This is a genomic window from Kineococcus sp. G2, assembly GCF_037154035.1.
GTDB lineage: Bacteria > Actinomycetota > Actinomycetes > Actinomycetales > Kineococcaceae > Kineococcus.
Map to the genome: position 1 here is coordinate 1 of NZ_JBBBEM010000022.1, position 17932 is coordinate 17932.

The window sequence follows — 17932 nt, forward strand, 5'->3', positions numbered from 1 at the left end:
TGTCGGAGGGTTTCCCCGAGGTGGTGCGCGAGGGCGCCGGGGACCCCGAGCGGTTCCGCTGAGGAACCGCCCCCGCGGTGGCCGGGACGCCCGGCCACCGCGGGGGGCGTTCAGCCGGTGAAGAGGCGGGAGGCGCGCACGAGCGTCTCCACCACCCCGTAGAGCAGCGGCACGCCCACCAGCGCCCACGCGGCCGCCACGCGGGCGCCGGAACCACCGCCACCTCCCCCGACGCCGTCGGCGGCCGTCGCACCCGCGCCCTGGCTCGCGCTCACGAGGCGCTCCTCTCCTGCTGCTCGTCGCGGGGGCCGCCCTGCGACGGCTGCGCGCCGACGCCGGACGTCCCGGATTCGTGGAAGCGCTCGGACACCGGCCGCACCAGCAGGTTCGCGACGAACCCGACGGCCAGCAGGGCCACCATCGTCAGCAGCGCCGGGCGGTACGCGGCGGCCGTCAGCGTCCCCGGCTCGCCCTGCGCGTCGAGGAAGCCGTTGACGATGAGGGGGCCGACGACACCGGCCGTCGACCACGCGGTCAGCAGGCGGCCGTGGATGGCGCCCACCTGGAAGGTGCCGAACAGGTCGCGCAGGTACGCCGGGATCGTCGCGAAGCCACCGCCGTAGAACGACAGGATGACGGCCGCCAGCAGCACGAACAGCGCCGTGCTGGTCTGCCCGAACAGGGCCAGCAGCACGTAGGCCACGAGCCCGACGCCCAGGTACACCATGTAGATCGGCTTGCGGCCGATGACGTCGGACGTGGACGACCACACGAAGCGGCCGGCCATGTTCGCCATGGAGAGCAGGCCGACGAAACCGCCCGCGGCGGCGACCGCCACGGCGGAGGTTCCCCCGTCGCCGCGGAAGAAGTCCTGGATCATCGGTGACGCCTGCTCGAGGATGCCGATGCCGGCGGTCACGTTGCAGAACAGCACCACCCACAGCAGCCAGAACTGCGGGGTGCGGACGGCGTTGCGGGCCGAGACGCTCGCGGTCGTCACGAGCGCACGGGAACGCACCGCCGCCGGGTCGAAGCCGGCCGGGCGCCAGCCGTCGGGCGGGACCCGGACCGTCGCGGCGCCGAACGACATGAACAGGGCGTAGACGACGGCGAAGGTGACGAACAGCATCGCCACGGCCTCACCGCTGGGCACGCTGCCGGCCACGGTCGGGTCGTAGGCGTCGTCGTAGACGCCCAGCAGCCGTGTCGACAGCGGGCTGGCCACGAGCGCACCGCCGCCGAAACCCATGATGGCCATGCCGGTGGCCAGGCCGGGGCGGTCGGGGAACCACTTGATGAGCGTGGAGACCGGGGAGATGTACCCGATGCCCAGGCCGATGCCGCCGATGACGCCGTACCCCAGGTACAGCAACCACAGCTGCGAGGTGGCGATGCCGAGGGCACCGACGAGGAAGCCGGTGACCCAGAACAGCGCGGAGGTGGCCATGGCCTTGCGCGGGCCGTTGCGGTCCACCCAGGTGCCGGCGACGGCGGCGGACAACCCGAGCATGACGATGGCGATGGAGAACACCACGCCGATCTCGGTGTTCCCGACGCCGAAGTGCTCCACGAGGGCGTTCTTGTAGACGCTGGTCGCGTACACCTGCCCGATGCACAGGTGCACGGCCAGGGCCGCGGGGGGCACGAGCCAGCGGTTGAAACCGGGGGGCGCGATGCTGCGCCGGCGGTCGAGGACGGACACCACGAGGTGCTCCTTCGCGTGCGGTGGTCCTTGGTGGAACGTTCACGCTACGGCCACCGGAGCCGGTGCGCCATCGACGCGCCGGGAGGCGCCTGCCCCGGCGGCCGGACGGCCTCAGCGGCCGAACCACCCGCGCCGCAGGGACCGCGGCGGCGACGACGGTTGCGGCGCAGGACCGGCGACCGGGGGCGGCACGGTGACAGGCGCGAACAAGGGGGCACCCTCGGGGTCGCGGAAGGACGACACCAGCGCACCCGCACGCCGGCAGGCACCTCCGAGAACTGCGCCGTCCGGCGCACCGGCACGAGTCCCCGCGCGCGACGCCAGGACCCGCCGCAGGAGTCCACCAGCAGCAGTCCCACCGCGACCAGTTCCGCGGACACCAGCACCGGGTGGCGGCTGCTGCGGCTGATGGAACCGAGCACCCACAGCTCATCGCGACGGGTGAGCAGGAACCGGTCCTCGCTGTCGCCGAACCACACCACGCCGTCGCTCTGAACCCCTGCTCCAGCACCGGCCCCCTCGACGACCTCGAGCACCCGGGGGTCCACCAGCAGCCCGCTCACCGCAGCACCCCCATCCTCTCGGGACTCGGTTCCGACACGCTGATCGGCTCGGTCGAGCGGTCCGGCAGGGTTCTCAGGAAGCGTACCTGGACGCCGCCTCCCGGCCGGCCCAGTCCTCTGGCGACCTCCGACACCTCGATGAGCACGTCGTCGGGCAACTGCCCGGTGAACTCGTACCGGTGCAGCTCCTTGCCGAGCGAGTCCGGCGGCAGGGCTCGCTGCGGGAACGGGGTCCCGGGTGGGACACCCAGGTACTTCCCCGAGTCCGAGCCGATGCGGTCGAACCGGTCCCCGTAGGTCGCGATGAACTCCTCGGCGTCCGAGAAGGCGACCTTCGTCCCCGGCACCCGGCAGGTCCCGCACCGACGGGTGCAGCTCGCCCGGGGCCTGCGACCTCGCGTTGAGACCGGCACCGTGGTCGGGCTGCGCCCCGCCGTAGGGGTTGACGAGCCGCTCCTCCTCCTCGGCGGTCTTGTCCCGAAGGCGGGACCAGCCGGGGCCGGAGGGCAGGCCGCTGCGCAGCGGCGCGAGCATCTCCTCCCGGGTGCCGCGCTGGACGAGGTCCTGGCCGTCGATCTCGCCGCTGCCCCAGTCGGCGAGGGCGTCCAGGAGGTCGCCCGCCGACACGAGGGTGGAACCCGCCCCGAGGACCTTCAGCCCGGCCACCGCACCGGCCACGACACCTCGGTGCCGCCGTCCGCGGCCGGGGAGGTGCGCGGGCCACCGGGACCGCCCGGGCCGGCCAGGAGCACCGCGCTGCGCAGGCGCTCGCCGACGCCGAGGACGTCGTCGAACGCGGACGCCGCCACGCCCAGCTGCGCGGCGCGCCGGAGCCGGTCCCCGGCCGGAGCGAGCCCGGAGCGACGCGGCGCGGTTGAGGACCGGCCGAACGGGTAGGCGCAGAGCAGGCCCGCGCGGCACCCCGCCCGGGCGAGGCCCACCAGGTCGAACGAACGAGGAGGAACCGTGACGGAGTCCGGTCAGCAGCCCGAGCAGTCGCAGGACGTCCCCGGCACCACCGGGGCGATGGACCCCAAGCCCGACCACGGCGAGGAGAGCTACCGGGGCACCGGGCGCCTGGAGGGCAAGAAGGCCGTCATCACCGGTGGCGACTCCGGCATCGGGCGCGCCGTCGCGATCGCCTACGCCCGGGAGGGCGCCGACGTCCTCATCAGCTACCTGAACGAGGACGAGGACGCCCGCGACACCGCGCAGTGGGTGGAGCGAGCGGGCCGCAGGGCCGTGCTGGTCCCCGGTGACCTGGCCGACCCGGCGCACTGCCGGGCGGTCGTCGCCAAGGCCGTGGAGGAGTTCGGCCGCATCGACGTCATCGTGAACAACGCGGCATTCCAGATGAACCGCGACTCGCTGGAGGAGACCCCCGACGAGGAGTGGGACCGCACGATCCACACGAACCTCAGCGCGTTCTTCCACCTGACGAAGGCGGCGCTGCCGCACATGCGCTCGGGCGCGTCGATCATCGGGTCCAGCTCGGTGAACTCCGACAACCCCAGCCCGACGCTGCTGCCGTACGCGGCGACGAAGGCCGCCATCGCGAACATGACCGCCTCGCTGGCGCAACTGCTCGCCGAGCGCGGCATCCGCGCGAACTCCGTGGCCCCCGGCCCGGTGTGGACGCCGCTGATCCCGTCCACCATGCCGGAGGAGAAGGTGGCGCAGTTCGGCCAGCAGGTGCCGATGGGCCGCGCGGGCCAGCCGGCGGAACTGGCACCGGTGTACGTGATGCTCGCCTCCGACGAGTCCAGCTACGTCTCCGGCGCCCGCATCGCCGTCACCGGCGGCAAGCCGATCCTCTGAGGGGAGCCCCGTCGTGGAGTGGTACCCGCTGCGCCTGAGCACGTCCGTGAAGCAGCACGTCTTCGGCGGTCGCGCGATCGCCGACGTGCTGGGGCGCAGCGGGTTGCCCGATGGCCGCGTCGCCGAGACGTGGGAGGTCAGCGACGTGGACGGTGAGGTCGGCGTCGTCGCCGACGGCCCGCTGGCCGGCACCCCGCTGCGCGACCTGGTGCGCGAGCACCCCGCCGAACTGGTCGGTCCCGGCTGGTCCGGCGCCCGGTTCCCGATCCTGACGAAGTTCATCGACGGGAACACCGCACTGCCGGTGCACGTGCACGCCGACGACGCCGCGGCACGCGAGTTCGAGGGGCAGGAGAACGGCAAGACCGAGGCGTGGCACGTGCTGGCCGCGGAACCGGACGCCACCGCCCTGGTGGGGGTGCGCCCCGGCGTCGGAGCCGACCGGCTGCGCGAGGCGCTGCTGGCGCAGGAGTTCGACGCCGTGCTGGAGCGGATCCCGGTAGCGGCCGGCGACACCGTGTACGTGCCCGGCGGCACGATCCACTCCTTCGGCCCGGGCACGCTGATCTACGAGATCGAGCAGACCTCCGACACGCAGCAGCACGCGATGCCGTACGAGATGGCCGACGGTTCCCCCGTGCCGGACGAGCGCCGCCGCGAGAACGTGCAGGCGCTGCTGCGCGAGACGCACCTGGACGCCCGGCCCACCGTCACCGACGCCACCGTGCCCGCCGACGACGACGGCGTGCGCCGCGCGGTGTGCTGCGAGGGTCCGTACTTCGTGCTGCGCCGCTGGCGGTGCGGCCACCCGGTGCGGGTGCGCCGGGAGTTCGGCACCGCTCAGGTGCTCACGAACGTCGGCCCCGCACCCGTCGCGGTCCGGGCCGGGGACTGGAGCGGGGAACTGGCGCGTGCGAGCACGTTCCTGCTGCCGACGGCGCTGGGCGAGGTCGAGGTGGAGGGCGAGCTGGACGTGCTGTGGGGGCACCTGCCCGGCTGAGGGGGTCTTCACACCAGCCCGGCGTCGTGCACGAGGACCGCCACCTGCACGCGGTTGTCCACCTCCAGGTGCTCCATGACGCGCGAGACGTACGCCTTCACGGTGGAGGTGCGCATCGACAGCAGTTCCCCGATGTCGGCGTTCGGCAGGCCGCGGCCGACGGCCACCGCCACCTCGCGCTCCTTCTCCCCCAGCCGCGACAGCAGCCGCAGGGCCCGCTCGCGGCGCTCGTCCACCCCGGCGCCGGCGCCCGCGGAGCCGGCGACGTGCCCCATGAGGCGGCGGGTGACCTCGGGCGAGAGGACGGGCTCGCCGGCCGCGGCGCGACGCACGGCCGCGACGATCTCCGCGGGCGGGGTGTCCTTGAGCAGGAACCCGTCCGCGCCGGCGCGCAGCGCCGCGAGCACCGCCTCGTCCTCCCCGAAGGTCGTCAGCACCACCACGCGCGTGGCGCCGGCGGCGGTGATCTCCCGCGCGGCGCTGATCCCGTCGCGGCGCGGCATCCGCACGTCCACCAGCGCCACGTCGGGTGCGGTCGCCGCGGCCAGCGCGACGGCCTCCTCCCCGTCGGCGGCCTCCCCCACGACCTCGAGGTCGTCCGGGCCGCCGAGGACCATCCGCAGCGCCGAGCGCACCAGCGGGTCGTCGTCGACGAGCAGCACCCGCACCGGCCCGCCCGCCGGACCCGCGCCCGCCCCGTCCACGCCGGTCCCGTCCACGCCCGTCCCGTCCACGCCGGCCCCGTTCACGCCGGCCACGGCAGCCGCGCCCGCAGCCGGAACCCGTCGCCGGACGGGCCGTGCTCCAGCTCACCGCCGGCCAGCGCCACCCGCTCGGCCAGCCCCACCAGGCCGAGCCCGGCGCCCGGCACCGCACCCCCCGGGCGCGGCGCCGCCGGCGCGCCCGCGGCGTCGTCGACCACCACCTCCAGGCCGTGCCCGGGAGCGCCCCGGACGTGGACGCGCACCTCGCGGCCGGGGGCGTGCTTGCGCGCGTTCGTCAGCCCCTCCTGCACGACGCGGTAGGCGGTGCGGCCCACCAGCGCGGGCGCCTGCGCCCGGGCGGGCACGTCCACGTCCAGCCGCACGCGCCCGCCGGCCTCCCGGGCCTCCCGGGCCAGTTCCGCCAGGTCGTCCAGGGTGGGCTGCGGGCGCCCGCGCGCCTCCTCCCCCGCTGCGCCGGTGACGTCCTCGGCGCGCAGCACGCCGAGGATCCCGCGCAGGTCCTCCAGCGCCTCGTGGGTGCCGGCCCGGATGACACCGGCGGCGCGGGCGACGTCGGCGGGGTCCGCGTCGGGCCGGAACTCCAGCGCCCCGGCGTGCATGCTCACCAGCGACAGGCGGTGCGCCAGGACGTCGTGCATCTCGCGGGCGATGCGGGAGCGCTCGGCGGCGCGGGCCCGCTGCACGCGCATCTCCTGCTCGGCGCGGGCGGCCTCGGCCTGTTCGCGCAGCGAGGTCATCAGCTGGTGACGGGTGCGCACGTACGCGCCCCAGCCGGCCACGGGCACGACGAGGGCGAGCCCCACCAGCGGCACCGCCCACGCGGGGAACCCCGGGTCCGGCCACAGCAGCCCGTACACCGTCCCGGCCAGCACGACACCGGCCGCCACCGCCGCCACCACGGGCCAGCGGCGGCGCGCGGCCACGCCGAACAGCGCCACCAGGGCGGGCACGCCCGCGACGACGGACACCGCGGAGACGACCACGAGGACGCTCGCGACGAGCACGGGCGCGCGCCGTCGCGCGTAGAGGGCGAGCGTGGCCGGCGCCCCGAGCAGGACGTCGGCGACCAGGGCCGCGTCACCGCGCACCCGCGGCCCGAAGCCCGGGTCGAGCTCCACCCCCAGCAGGACCATCCCCGTCGCCCAGCACGCGAGGACGACGACGGTGTCGCCGGCGAGGCGCAGCGCGACGCGCCGGCGACACCGTCCCCGCACCGGCCCCCGCACCGGCTCGCTCGCCGGCCCCCGCACCGGTGGCGGCGCACCGGGCAGCACCCCGCCCGCACGTCCGCTCCCGACCGTCCCGCCGACCGCGCTGCTCACCCCGCCAGGCTAGGAGGGCCGGCACCGCCCGAGGGAGCACCGCACGTCGCGCTCCGCGGCCGCGGCGTCGACTTCGGTCGACGGCCGGCGCACCCCGGCGGCGGACGCGGCGCGGTGCGCCCCGCGGGCAGCCTCGGGGTGTGAGCGAAGCACCCCCCACCCCCTGCACGATCCCGTGCACCGCCCCGTACACCGCTGCGCTTCGCGGGCCGCGGCACCGCTGGTGGCGTCCCCTGGTGGGCGCGGCCGTCGTGGCCGGGGGCCTGCTGGTGCTCGTGCTGCTCACCGGTCTCGGCTACGGGGTCGCCTGGTTCGCCACGGGCCTGGAGGGCGCCGCCCTGGACGAGGCGCTGCTCGGCAGCTGGTGGGGTCTGCTGCTGTCGAACCTGGCGCTGGCGGCGGGGATCCCGCTGGCGCGGCTGGCGGTGCGCGCCGGGCACGGGCGCGAGCCCGGCCTGGTGTCGTCGGTGGCGGGCCGCTGGCGGTGGCGGTGGGCGCTGCGCGTGCTGCCGCCGGTGCTGGCCGTCGCGGTGGCCGCGGCGCTGGCGATGGCGGTGGCGGAGGTGCTGGCGGGCCGCCCCGCGTTCGGGGAGGGCACCGCACCCGCCGCCGGTCAGGCGGTCGCGCTGCTGGCGGTGGTGCTGCTGACCACCCCGCTGCAGGCGGCCGGCGAGGAGTGGTTCTTCCGCGGCTGGCTGAGCCAGGCCCTGGGCTCGTGGTGCGCGCGGCCGGTGGTGGGTGCGGTGCTCGCCGCCGTGGTCTCCGCCGCGCTGTTCAGCGCCGCGCACGGCGCGCAGGACGCGTGGCTGTTCACCGACCGGCTGGTGTTCGCGCTGGTCGCGTCGTGGCTGGTGCACCGCACCGGCGGCCTGGAGGCGGCCGTGGTGCTGCACGCCGTGACCAACGTGGTGGTGGTGGTGCCGGCGGTGCTCACCGGGGCGCTGGCGCAGGCGGTCGCCCAGACGGGCGCACCGCCCGTGCTGGTCGTCCTGGACGTCGCCGGGATGCTCGCGGCGGCCGCGGCGGTGGACGCGCTGGCCCGCCGCCCCGGGCGCGCGGCGAGCTGAGCGACCGCCGGCTCAGGACGGGGCGCCGGCCAGGACGAGGCGGTCGCGGCCGGTGTCCTTCGCCCGGTACAGGGCACCGTCCGCCGCGCGCAGCAGGTCCTCGGGGCCGGAGCCCGCGGCCACCGCGCTCGTGGCGACGCCCACGCTGATGGACACGGTGACGCCCGGACCGCAGCCCGGGTGCGGCAGGGCCGCCGCCCGCACGCGCCGCAGCACCCGGGCGGCGACGCGCTCAGCGGCCGCGGTGCCGGCGTCGGGCAGGACGACGGCGAACTCCTCCCCGCCGAAGCGCGCCACCACGTCGTCGCTGCGGCGCACCGCGTCGGCGATGCAGGCGGCCACGGCGCGCAGGCACGCGTCGCCGGCGAGGTGCCCGGCGGTGTCGTTGTACGCCTTGAAGCGGTCCACGTCGCACAGCAGGACGCTCAGCGGCTGCCCGGTGCGCTCGTGCTCGCGCCACGCGCGCCGCAGGGCGTCGTCGAAGGCGGGGCGGTTGCGCACGCCGGTCAGCCCGTCGACGAGCAGCGCCTCGGACAGCCGGGCGTTGGCCCGGGTCAGCTCCTCCTGGGCGAGGCGCCGGCTGCGCACCTCCGCCTGCAGCTGCGCGGTGCGCTCGGCGACCAGGCGCTCCAGCTCCGCGGCGCGCGCACGGGCCCGGCGGGCGCGCTGCAGCGCCTGCAGGGCACCCGTCACCTCCTGCTGCAGCGCCTGCGCCGTGTAGCGGTCCAGGCGGTCCTGCTCGTACAGCAGCAACCCGCGCTCGTGACCGCCGGGCGCCAGGACCTGCACGACGAGGGTGCCGTGCGCGAGCTCGCCGCGCCGCTCGCCCGGCAGCAGCTCCTCGACCGGGTAGGAGCCGGTGGGGGCGGCGGCGGGCGGGGTGCCGGTGCTGTGCAGCAGGCGCGCCCGGCCGTCGTGCACGGTCGCCAGGTGCGCGCGCCGCACGCCGACGCGGGGCAGGTGCGCGGTCAGCTCCCGCGCGAGGTCGTCCTCGCCGGTCACCGACGACAGGTCGTGCTTGAGGCCCAGCAGGTGGTGGGTCACCACGAGCCCGGCCCGCGCGTCCCGCAGCAGCTCCGCGGGCACGACGGCACCCGGCCCGGCGCCCTCGGGACCGGCCGTCGAGGTGCGCACCACCAGCTCGCACCCCGTGCGCACCCGCGCGGGCACGGCCTCGCCGCGCAGCAGGCCCAGCACCAGCCGCGCGGCCCGCTCGCCCTGCTCCGCCAGGCGCGGGTCCACGCTGGTCAGCGGCACCTCGGCGGTGGCCGCGGCGCTGGTGGCGTCGAAGCCGGCGACCACGACGTCCTCCGGCACGCGCCACCCGCGCACGGCGAGCGCGTCCAGGACGCCCAGGGCCATCTCGTCGTTCGCGGCGAAGACGGCGTCGACGGCACCCAGCGGGCCCAGGGCCTGCACGGTGCGGCGGTAGGCCGTCTCGCGGTGGAAGTCGGCGCGCACCACCGGTGCCGGGGGCAACCCGGCGCGGGCGACGGCAGCGGCGAAGGCGGCCTCCCGCTCGGCGGAGTCGGCGGAGTCGGCGGGACCGGCCACCAGCAGCGGGTGCCGCCGGCCGCCGGCGAGCAGGTGGTCCACGGCCAGCGCCGTGCCGGTGGCGTTGTCGCAGCTGACGTCGGGCACGCCGGGCACGTCACCGCCGAGGGTGACCACGGGCAGCCCGCCGGCCTGCGCGGCCAGCCCGGCGACGTCGGAGACGCCGGTGACCGGGTCCGCGACGGTGGTCACCACGAGCGCGTCGATGCTGCCCGCGCGGCGCAGGCGCTCGACCCAGGGGTGCGGCTGCGCGCTGGTGCGGGGGTGCACGAGGACCAGCAGCGCGGCACCGGCCGGGGCGAGGACGGACTCCATGCCCCTGATCACCGGAAGGGCGTAGTCCTCCACCCGGTTGACCACGAGCGCCACTCGCGCACCGCGCGTCCCCACGCCGCCCACCTCCCCCACCGGAACCGGCGGGCACCGGGCTCCCGCACTCGACCGTCTCCCGGTATCGGCGCGGCGCCCGGCGGACCTGAGCGTCGTGTGGGGCGGCTCACGCGCCCCGCGCCGTCCCGTGCGCGTCAGCGACCGGCGTGCTCGGCCTCGAAACCCCGTTCGGTGCGCCGCACCTGCCAGACCCGCACGTCCTTGCCGCCGGGGCCGCCGGCCTTCTCGTGCACGCGCACCGCCCCGTCCAGGACGCGCCCGACGCCGACGACCTCGTGCACGTGCGGCCCGTGGGAGACGCGGAAGGTCGTCTCCCCGGTGAAGTCCTCCAGCTCCCGCGGGGCGCGGCCCGCGACCTCGTCGACGACGTAGACCCGTCCCGAGACGACCGGTCCAGCGCGCAGCTCGCTCATGGTTGAACTCCTGCCGTAGGCGTGGGCCCGAGGTTCCGTGGCCTGACGGCAGCGAGTCTGGGGCACGGAGCCACCGGGCACCAGGGGCCCGCCGCAGCCGCTCACCACCCGCTCACCCGCGGGCCACCCGCGAGCCAGCCGCGAGCCACCGGGTCGCCCGCGAGCCACCCGCGAGCCACCGGGTCGCCCGCGAGCCACCGGGTCAGCGGTAGACGACGTCCACCCGCCGGAACGCGCCGAGCGCGTGGTCGGCGCGGAAGGTCTCGTGGTCGGTGCGGACGCGCTCGGCGGCGTCGGCGGCGAAGCGCACGACGTCGTCGACGAACAGCTCCTCCGGGCCGATCGCCGCGGTGATCGCCGGCTCCACGTCGTGGTCGAGCCCGCCGCCCTCGTCGGAGAGGGCGTGCACGTGGGCGACGACGCCGCCGCAGACGCGGGCGTACTCCAGCCACTGCGAGCCGGACAGGTCCTCCAGGTCCAGGGAGTTGCGCAGCGGGGAGCGCTCGCGCACCAGCAGGCTCAGCCCGTCGTGCTCGGCGCTGCCGTAGAAGGCGTCCCCGCGCACCAGCTGGGCCCGCTGGGCGTGCGCGACGCGGTCGCCGTGGCCGGTGGAGTCGAAGTCGGAGGGCGGCACCAGCCCGTCCAGGGCCGAGCGGCGGGCCTGCTTGAACTCCAGCACCACGTCGTCGGTGCCGTCGCCCGCGGGCCCCTCGATGAGCACGTAGTAGCGGGTCAGGCCCAGCGACGCGGTGCCCTGCCCCTTGCGCTCGGCGACGTCCTTGACGCGCATGCCCGCGGCGCGCTCCGGCACGTCGAGGCCGCCCGCGGCGACGTACCGGTCGACGACCCCCTGGAACTCCTCGCGCCGGCTGGAGATCGGCACCAGCTTCTTGCTGGCCTTGAACCCGCGGCGCTGCTCGTCGAGGTAGTCCTCGGCCAGCCACCGGGCGCGCCCCGGGGACAGGGCGTCGTCGATGAGGTCCCGGATCAGCTTCGGGGAGTTGTCGCGGCGCAGCTCGTGCTCGAGCTCGCCCTCCTCGGTGGCGTACGAGCTGATCGCCTCGACGTAGCCCTCCACGAACGCCCGGGCGATCGCGCGCTGCTTGCGGCGGCCCTGGCCGCCCAGCTCGTCGGCGGCCAGGACGAAACCGGTGGCGCCGCGCTTGAGGTCCCAGGTGAACGGGGCGAAGAACGCCTCGTCGTGGTCGTCGATGCCGAAGACCGGGACCTCGTCGCGGTTGGGCAGCACGCCGAAGTTGTCGGGGTGGACGTCCCCGGCCGCCAGGACCGTCGGCATCCACGCGTCCTCCCCGGCCATGTCCCGGTAGAACAGCAGGCTGGTGCCGCGGAAGAAGCTGAACAGCGAGCCGGCGAGCTTGTCGAACTTCGCCCGCGACTCCTCGTCGCCGCGGGCGATGCGGACCTGGTGGTCTTCCCGGATCGTCTGGCGCACGTGGATGCGCCGGTCGTCGCCGGTGAGCGTGCGCGGCAGCAGCACCACGTCGCCCTCGGCGCGGGCCCGCGCGAGCCGCCGGAACGGTTCCACCCGCGAGGCGATCCGGGGCTGGCGGTCCGGGTGGGTCTCGGTGCGCGGGTCGCCGCCGCCGTCGGCGAGGCGCTCGGCCAGCTCCCGCTTCGTCATCCGGGCGCCCACGGGCACGCCGCGCTCACGGGCCGCGTCGAGCAGCTCGCCGCGGGTGGTGCCGCGCAGGTCGGGCAGGGTGCTGGTGCCGGCGTCGTCCATGCCGGCACGGGTACCCCCGGCCCCCGGGCGACCATGCGCGGTGTCACAGGACCGCAACGCCGGCCCGCGCCCGTGTGACGAGAACGTCACACGGGACGTGCTCGCCGCCGGCCGGACCCCGCGCGCCGCCTCAGAGCTTGACGACCGGCGCGTAGCGCAGCAGCAGGCGCTTGGTGCCCTCGCCGCGGAAGTCGACGTGCGCGACGGTCTTGTCGCCCTCGCCCTCCAGGCGCACCACGGTGCCCAGGCCGAAGCTGTCGTGGGTGACGCGGTCGCCGGGGCTGAGGCTGACGACGGGGCGGGTGCCGGCCGAGCGCGTCACCGGGCGCGACGGCGGGCGCGGCGCGGACGAGGACGCGGCGGACACCGCGAACGCAGCCTCCCCGCGCCGCCAGTCGAGCAGGTCCGCCGGGACGTCGTCGAGGAAGCGGCTGGCCGGGTACTGCTGGGGGGCGCCCCACGCGCTGCGCACCGCCGAGCGCGACAGGTACAGCCGCTCGCGGGCGCGGGTGAGCCCCACGTACGCCAGGCGCCGCTCCTCGGCGAGCTGGTCCGGGTCGCCCAGGGAGCGCTGGTGCGGGAACGTGCCGTCCTCCATGCCGGTGAGGAAGACGACGGGGAACTCCAGGCCCTTGGCGGTGTGCAGGGTCATGAGGGTGACGACACCGCCGCCGTCCTCCTCCTCGGGGATCTGGTCGGCGTCGGCGACGAGGGAGACGCGCTCCAGGAAGTCGGACAGGGTGCCGTCGGGGTCGGCGTCGGAGAACTCCTCGGCCACCGCGACGAGCTCGGCGAGGTTCTCCACGCGGGACTCGTCCTGCGGGTCGCCGCTGGCGCGCAGCTCGGCGAGGTAGCCGGTCTGCTCCAGCACCGCCTGCAGCACGGTGGCCGGGGAGGCGCCGGACTCCGCCAGGGTGCGCAGGTCCGCGACCAGCTGGGCGAAGCCCTTCACCGCGTTCAGGGAGCGGGCCACCAGGCCGACGGCCTCGTCGGCACGCTCCAGGGCCTGCCCGAAGGGGATGCGCTCGCGCTCGGCGAACACCGCCAGGGTGGCCTCGGCGCGCTCGCCGATGCCGCGCTTGGGGACGTTGAGGACGCGGCGCAGGTTCACCGTGTCGTCGGGGTTGTCCAGCAGGCGCAGGTACGCGACGGCGTCCTTGACCTCGCGGCGCTCGTAGAAGCGGGTGCCGCCGACCACCTTGTAGGGCAGGCCGGTGCGGATGAACACCTCCTCCAGCGCCCGGGACTGCGCGTTGGTGCGGTAGAAGACCGCGACGTCGCCGTAGCGCACGCCCGCCTCGTCGTGCAGGCGGTCGACCTCGTCGGCGACGAACTGCGCCTCGCCGTGCTCGTCGTCGGCGACGTAGCCGACGATCCGCTCCCCCGCCCCGGAGGCGGTCCACAGGTTCTTCGCGCGGCGGTCGGTGTTGACCGAGATGACCTGGTTGGCGGCGGTGAGGATCGTCTGGGTGGAGCGGTAGTTCTGCTCCAGCAGCACCGTCTTCGCGTCCGGGTAGTCCTGCTCGAACTCGGTGATGTTGCGGATGGTGGCACCGCGGAAGGCGTAGATGGACTGGTCGGCGTCGCCGACGACGGTCAGCTCGGCCGGCGGCACCGCCAGCGCGTGCCCGCCGCGGGCGGCGGCCTCGCTGACCGAGCCGCCGACGAGCTCGCGCACCAGCACGTACTGGGCGTGGTTGGTGTCCTGGTACTCGTCGACGAGGACGTGCCGGAAGCGGCGGCGGTAGTGCTCGGCGACGTCGGGGAACGCCTGCAGCAGGTGGACGGTCGACATGATGAGGTCGTCGAAGTCCATCGCGTGCGCCTGGCGCAGCCGCTGCTGGTAGGAGCGGTACACCTGCGCGAGGACCTTCTCGGCGGGCGTGGCGGTCTCGGCCGCGGCGCGCTCGGCGTACTCCTCCTCGTCGACGAGCTCGTTCTTGAGGTTGGAGACCATCGCGCTCAGCGCGCGGGGGGCGTGCTTCTTGGGGTCCAGCTCCAGCTCGCGCACGACCATGGTCATCAGGCGCTGGGAGTCGGCGGAGTCGTAGATGGAGAACGACGAGCGCATCCCGAGGGTGGCGGCCTCGCGGCGCAGGATGCGCACGCACGCGGAGTGGAACGTGGACACCCACATGCTGCGCGCGCCCATCCCCACGACCTCACCGGCCAGGGCGGCGACGCGCTCGCGCATCTCGGCGGCGGCCTTGTTGGTGAAGGTGATCGCGAGGACCTGCCCCGGCGTGGCGCCGCGCTCGGCCAGCAGGTGGGCGATGCGGTGGGTGAGCACGCGCGTCTTGCCGGAACCGGCGCCGGCGACGATGAGCAGCGGGGAGCCCGCGTGCACGACGGCCTCGCGCTGCTGCGGGTTCAGCCCGGCCAGCAGGTCGACCGCGCCGGGCCCCCGGCGGGCCGTGGGCGCACCGGTGGGCGCGCCGGCGCGGGCCGCGGGCTCGCCCGGGCCGCCGAGGGGGAGGTCGTCGAACAGGGTGCTCATCGCGCCCCAGGGTAGGCCCGCGGACCGACACCGGGGCGCGCCCCGAGGGGCTGCGCGGGGCGCCCCGGCGCGGGACCGCTGGTGCCGACGCGCTCCGGCGCGCGCACCGGGCGGGGCGGCGGTGCACTGGAGGGGACGGGTGGCGCTGGACCGCCGCGGTCCTCGACCGACCACTCCGGTCCTTCCCGGTCTACCCTGGTCCGGTGCCCCGTCCCACCCGGCAGCAGATCGACGAGGAGATCCTCGACGCGGCCGCCGCCCTGTTCGCCCGGCACGGCGTCGCCCACACCTCGGTGCAGCGCGTCGCCGACGCCACCGGCTACTCCAAGACCGGCCTGCTGCACCGCTTCCCCACCAAGGAGGCGCTGGCGGAGGCCGCGCTGACCCTGACGCTGGAGCACGTGCACCGCCTCGCCGGCGGCGTCGCCGCCTCCCCTCCCGGCCCCGCCCGCGACCGCGCTGTCGTCGGCGCCCTCGCCGACCTGGCCCTGGCCCGCCCGGGCCTGACCGCCCTGGCGCTGTCCAGCGTCGGCGGCGGCGTCGAGGAGCAGGCCCGCCGGCTCGAGGAGCTGGCCGCCGCCCTCTTCGAGGCCTTCGCGGCGCCGCCCGACGCCCCCGCCGAGCGCGTCGTGCGGCTGACCACCTGCCTGGGCGGCCTCGCCACCGCCGCCCTCGCCTGCCGCGACCAGCCCCCGCACCTCGTGCGCCCGCTGCTGGTCGCCGCCGCGACCGGGGCGCTCGGCCACCCCGCCGACGCACCCGCCGACCCCCCCGCCGAGCCCCCCACCGACGCCCGAGACTGAGGAGAGACCCGTGGCCACCTTCCTGCACCGCCTGGGACTGGGGGCGGTGCGCCACCGCCTGCTCGTCCTGGGCGTCTGGGTGCTCGTCCTGCTGGGCACCGGCGTCGGCGCCGCCACCCTCGCCGGCTCCACCGTGAACACCTTCGAGATCCCCGGCCAGGAGTCCACGACCGCGCTGCGCCTGATCGACGAGCGCTTCGGGGACCGCTCCACCGGAGCGAGCGCCCAGGTGGTCCTGCAGGCGCCCGGGGACGAGCGGGTCACCGCGCCGGAGAACGCCGCCGCGGTCGCGCGGGTCGTCGCGCAGCTGCAGGAGCTGGACGGCGTGGCGAGCGCGACGAACCCGCTGGACCCGGCCGCACCCACCGTCTCCCCCGACCAGCGCGCCGCCTACAGCACCGTCACCTACGACGTGCGGGCCCCGGAGATCACCGACGCGCAGCGCGAGGCGCTGCGGGGCGTGCTGGAGGACGCGCGCGCGGCGGGGCTGACCGCGGAGGCCACCGGCGAGGCCACGCTGGAGGTCTCGCAGGTCGGCGGGGCCGCCGAGGCGGTCGGCGTCGTCGCCGCCCTCGTGGTCCTCGCCGTCACCTACGGCTCCCTCGTGGCCGCGGGGATGAACCTGCTCACCGCGCTCGTCGGGGTGGGCACCGGGGTGCTGGGCATCACCGTGCTCACCGGGTTCGTGGACCTGCAGTCCACCACCCCGATCCTCGCCGTCATGCTCGGCCTGGCCGTCGGCATCGACTACGCGCTCTTCATCGTCACCCGGTTCCGGCACGAGCTGCTGGACGGCCGGCCGGTGCCCGAGGCCGCCGCGATCGCCACCGGCACCGCCGGCTCCGCGGTCCTCACCGCCGGCCTGACCGTCGTCATCGCGCTGGCGGGCCTGTCGGTGGCGGGCATCCCGTTCCTCACCGAGATGGGCCTGGCGGCCGCCGCGACCGTCGTCGTCGCGGTGCTCGTGGCGCTGACCCTGGTGCCCGCGGCGCTGGGGCTGATCGGCACGCGCGCCCTGTCCCGGCGGGCCCGGCGGGCGCTGGCGCACGAGGGGGGCCAGCACGTCGCGCTGCCGTCCCCGGACGCCGACGGGCGCGGGTTCTTCAGCCGGTGGGCGCGCACCGTCACCCGGCACCGCTGGCCGAGCCTGCTCGCCGCCGCGGTGGTGCTGGCGGTCGTCGCGGTGCCGGTGTTCTCGCTGCGCACCACCCTGAACCAGCTGCCGCCGGAGGACAGCACCCAGGCGCGCGCCACGCAGATCCTGTCCGAGCGCTTCGGTCCGGGCGTGACCGGGCCCCTGCTCGTGCTCGTCGACGGTGACGGCGCGTACGAGCGCGCCCAGCAGGTGCAGGCGGAGGTCGCCGGGCTGCCGGGCGTGGCGCTGGCGACGCCGGCGCAGCCCAACGCCGACGCCACCGCCGCCCTGGTCACCGTCATCCCCACCACCGGCCCGGACGACGAGGCCACCCGCGAGCTGGTGGCCGACATCCGCGCGCGCCTGGCCGCCGACACCGCGGAGGGCACCGAGGCGTACGTCACCGGCAACACGGCCGTGAGCGTGGACGTCTCGCGGACCCTGGACGAGGCGCTGCCGGTGTACCTGGTGCTCGTGGTCGGGCTGGCGCTGCTGCTGCTGGTGCTGGTGTTCCGCTCGCTGCTGGTGCCGCTGGTGGGGGTGCTGGGCTTCCTGCTGACGATCGGCTCGTCGCTGGGCGCGACCGTCGCGGTGTTCCAGTGGGGCTGGCTGAAGGACGTCGTCAACGCCGAGGCCACCGGGCCGCTGCTGAGCCTGGCGCCGATCATCGTGGTCGGCATCCTGTTCGGCCTGGCGATGGACTACCAGGTGTTCCTCGTCTCGCGGATGCACGAGGCGCACGCCCACGGCGCGGACCCGGTGGCGGCGGTGCGCACCGGCTTCCGGCAGGCGGCCCCGGTGGTCGTGGCCGCCGCGGCGATCATGTTCGCGGTCTTCGCGGGCTTCGTGCCGGAGGGCGACGCGACGATCAAGCCGATCGCGTTCGCGCTGGCGATCGGCATCCTGGCCGACGCGGTGGTGGTGCGCATGGTGCTGGTGCCGGCCGCGCTGGCGCTGCTGGGGCGCTCGGCGTGGTGGCTGCCGCGCTGGCTGCGCTGGCTGCCGGCGCTGGACGTGGAGGGCGCCGCGCTGGAGCGCCGCGAGGTGCGCTCCACGACGTGACGGGGGTCACATCCGGGGTCCGGAATCACGAGGACCCCGGCGTGCTTGGACAGGGAGGTCGCTCCGGTACGTGTCCCCGGGCCTCACCCCCAGCCGCTACGAGCGGCCGTTCGCCGCGAGGCGACCGTCGGGGC

The 17932-nt window shown here is 76.0% G+C and carries 15 protein-coding genes; 5 read left to right on the plus strand and 10 right to left on the minus strand.

Going from position 1 to position 17932, the window contains the following annotated elements; all coding sequences use genetic code 11:
• Window positions 1–110 precede the first annotated feature (110 nt).
• From V9U69_RS05060 to V9U69_RS05075, 4 genes are all read right to left on the minus strand, one after another.
• On the minus strand, window positions 111–275 hold the full coding sequence (locus V9U69_RS05060; RefSeq protein WP_337060220.1) for an MFS transporter small subunit: 165 nt from the start codon (window positions 273–275) through the stop codon (window positions 111–113).
• Window positions 272–1705: an OFA family MFS transporter gene (locus V9U69_RS05065; RefSeq protein ID WP_337060221.1), complete on the minus strand. Its 1434-nt coding sequence runs from the start codon at window positions 1703–1705 to the stop codon at window positions 272–274. Before V9U69_RS05065 ends, V9U69_RS05060 begins: the two co-directional genes overlap by 4 nt.
• Window positions 1706–2264: 559 nt before the next feature.
• Entirely contained in the window at window positions 2265–2615 is a 351-nt protein-coding gene (locus V9U69_RS05070) for a TNT domain-containing protein (protein WP_337060222.1), read from the minus strand.
• 306 nt (window positions 2616–2921) lie between these two features.
• A complete protein-coding gene (locus V9U69_RS05075; protein ID WP_337060223.1) occupies window positions 2922–3077 on the minus strand; it encodes a hypothetical protein in 156 nt (51 codons plus the stop codon).
• Window positions 3078–3294: 217 nt separating this feature from the next.
• On the opposite strand from V9U69_RS05075, the gene V9U69_RS05080 reads away from it, so the two are divergent.
• Window positions 3295–4086: a glucose 1-dehydrogenase gene (locus V9U69_RS05080; protein ID WP_442907602.1), complete on the plus strand. Its 792-nt coding sequence runs from the start codon at window positions 3295–3297 to the stop codon at window positions 4084–4086.
• A gap of 13 nt (window positions 4087–4099) precedes the next feature.
• Entirely contained in the window at window positions 4100–5086 is a 987-nt protein-coding gene (locus V9U69_RS05085) for a class I mannose-6-phosphate isomerase (RefSeq protein WP_337060225.1), read from the plus strand.
• Window positions 5087–5094: 8 nt separating this feature from the next.
• Here V9U69_RS05085 and V9U69_RS05090 read toward each other — a convergent pair whose 3' ends face one another.
• Both V9U69_RS05090 and V9U69_RS05095 read right to left on the minus strand, forming a co-directional pair.
• Window positions 5095–5805 (minus strand): response regulator, encoded by a 711-nt coding sequence (locus V9U69_RS05090; RefSeq protein ID WP_442907603.1) that lies wholly within the window; start codon window positions 5803–5805, stop codon window positions 5095–5097.
• A 26-nt stretch (window positions 5806–5831) separates the two neighbouring features.
• Window positions 5832–7133 carry a sensor histidine kinase gene (locus V9U69_RS05095; RefSeq protein ID WP_337060227.1) on the minus strand — a complete coding sequence of 434 codons (1302 nt, stop codon included), beginning with the start codon at window positions 7131–7133 and terminating at the stop codon, window positions 5832–5834.
• A gap of 140 nt (window positions 7134–7273) precedes the next feature.
• On the opposite strand from V9U69_RS05095, the gene V9U69_RS05100 reads away from it, so the two are divergent.
• Entirely contained in the window at window positions 7274–8200 is a 927-nt protein-coding gene (locus V9U69_RS05100; protein WP_337060228.1) for a CPBP family intramembrane glutamic endopeptidase, read from the plus strand.
• 12 nt (window positions 8201–8212) lie between these two features.
• Here the strand turns inward: V9U69_RS05100 and V9U69_RS05105 are convergent, their stop codons facing one another.
• The 4 genes from V9U69_RS05105 to pcrA form a co-directional block, all read right to left on the minus strand.
• The gene (locus V9U69_RS05105) at window positions 8213–10144 is read right to left on the minus strand and encodes a diguanylate cyclase domain-containing protein (RefSeq protein ID WP_337060229.1); all 1932 of its coding nucleotides are present in this window, start codon (window positions 10142–10144) and stop codon (window positions 8213–8215) included.
• Window positions 10145–10278: 134 nt separating this feature from the next.
• Complete coding sequence (locus V9U69_RS05110; protein ID WP_337060230.1) at window positions 10279–10557, minus strand: hypothetical protein; 279 nt, start codon at window positions 10555–10557, stop codon at window positions 10279–10281.
• A gap of 202 nt (window positions 10558–10759) precedes the next feature.
• Complete coding sequence (locus V9U69_RS05115; RefSeq protein ID WP_337060231.1) at window positions 10760–12301, minus strand: DUF2252 domain-containing protein; 1542 nt, start codon at window positions 12299–12301, stop codon at window positions 10760–10762.
• A gap of 130 nt (window positions 12302–12431) precedes the next feature.
• The gene (pcrA, locus tag V9U69_RS05120; protein WP_337060232.1) at window positions 12432–14798 is read right to left on the minus strand and encodes a DNA helicase PcrA; all 2367 of its coding nucleotides are present in this window, start codon (window positions 14796–14798) and stop codon (window positions 12432–12434) included.
• 203 nt (window positions 14799–15001) lie between these two features.
• On the opposite strand from pcrA, the gene V9U69_RS05125 reads away from it, so the two are divergent.
• Together V9U69_RS05125 and V9U69_RS05130 are read left to right on the plus strand one after the other, a co-directional pair.
• Window positions 15002–15601, plus strand: a complete 600-nt coding sequence (locus V9U69_RS05125; RefSeq protein WP_337060233.1) for a TetR/AcrR family transcriptional regulator — start codon at window positions 15002–15004, stop codon at window positions 15599–15601.
• A 10-nt stretch (window positions 15602–15611) separates the two neighbouring features.
• Window positions 15612–17798, plus strand: a complete 2187-nt coding sequence (locus tag V9U69_RS05130; RefSeq protein ID WP_337060234.1) for an MMPL family transporter — start codon at window positions 15612–15614, stop codon at window positions 17796–17798.
• The last annotated feature ends 134 nt before the right edge of the window (window positions 17799–17932 follow it).